The following is an 839-nucleotide window of genomic DNA, read 5'->3' on the forward strand; positions in this document are numbered from 1 at the left end:
CTAGGGCTCGGACTCAATTGATCCAATAGGCAACGATGGCGGCGAGATGGACGGCAGCCAAGAAGTTCCTGGCTAGTTTGTCGTAGCGAGTTGCGACACGCCTGAAATCCTTGAGGCGGCAGAAACAGCGCTCGATGACGTTGCGCCCCTTGTAGGCGCGTTTGCTGAAGCTGTGGAGAGTAACCCTGTTGGATTTGTTTGGAATGACGGGCTTGGCACCACGATCGACGATTTCGGCTCGAAAGCCGTCGCCGTCGTACCCTTTGTCGCCAATGAGGGCAGACATGGGTGGCGCGAGTTCCAAAAGGGCTGGCGCTGCGGCAATATCAGCGTCCTGGCCTGGAGTGAGATGAAATGCGCAAGGTCGGCAGTCAGGGTCGCTCAGCGCGTGGATTTTCGTGGTCCGCCCGCCGCGCGAGCGGCCGATCGCTTGTTCATGCTCCCCCCTTTTCCGCCGCTCGCCGAGCGATGCGCTTTGATCGTGGTGGAGTCGATGGACAAAGTCACGCCGTCTTTGCCGCAGCGGGCGAGCGCTTCAAAGATCGCCCGCCAATGTCCGCGCTTGGCCCAGCGATTGAAACGATTGTAGATCGTCGTGTACGGACCATAGTCGGGCGGGCAATCGCGCCAGCGTGTGCCGCACTGAAGCATGTGAATGATACCGCTGATGACGCGTCGATCGTCGTCGCGCACCGGTCCGGTCTGGTTCGTTGGCAGATGCGGCTCTATCAGAGTCCATTGCTTGTCGTTGAGCCAGAACAGTCCTTTGCGCATCGAAGTCCCCCGCGTGGAATCAACCCGCTGCGAGGGAATCAGAGTTCGCTAATTAGGTACAGACC

General features: G+C 59.5%; 1 pseudogene. It reads right to left on the reverse strand.

The window, feature by feature from the left end:
* Positions 1-13: 13 nt before the first annotated feature.
* Positions 14-774, reverse strand: a pseudogene (locus I6F33_RS37875) (IS5 family transposase).
* Positions 775-839: the final 65 nt, after the last annotated feature.

This window comes from Bradyrhizobium sp. BRP20 (assembly GCF_020194215.1).
Classification (GTDB): domain Bacteria; phylum Pseudomonadota; class Alphaproteobacteria; order Rhizobiales; family Xanthobacteraceae; genus Bradyrhizobium; species Bradyrhizobium yuanmingense.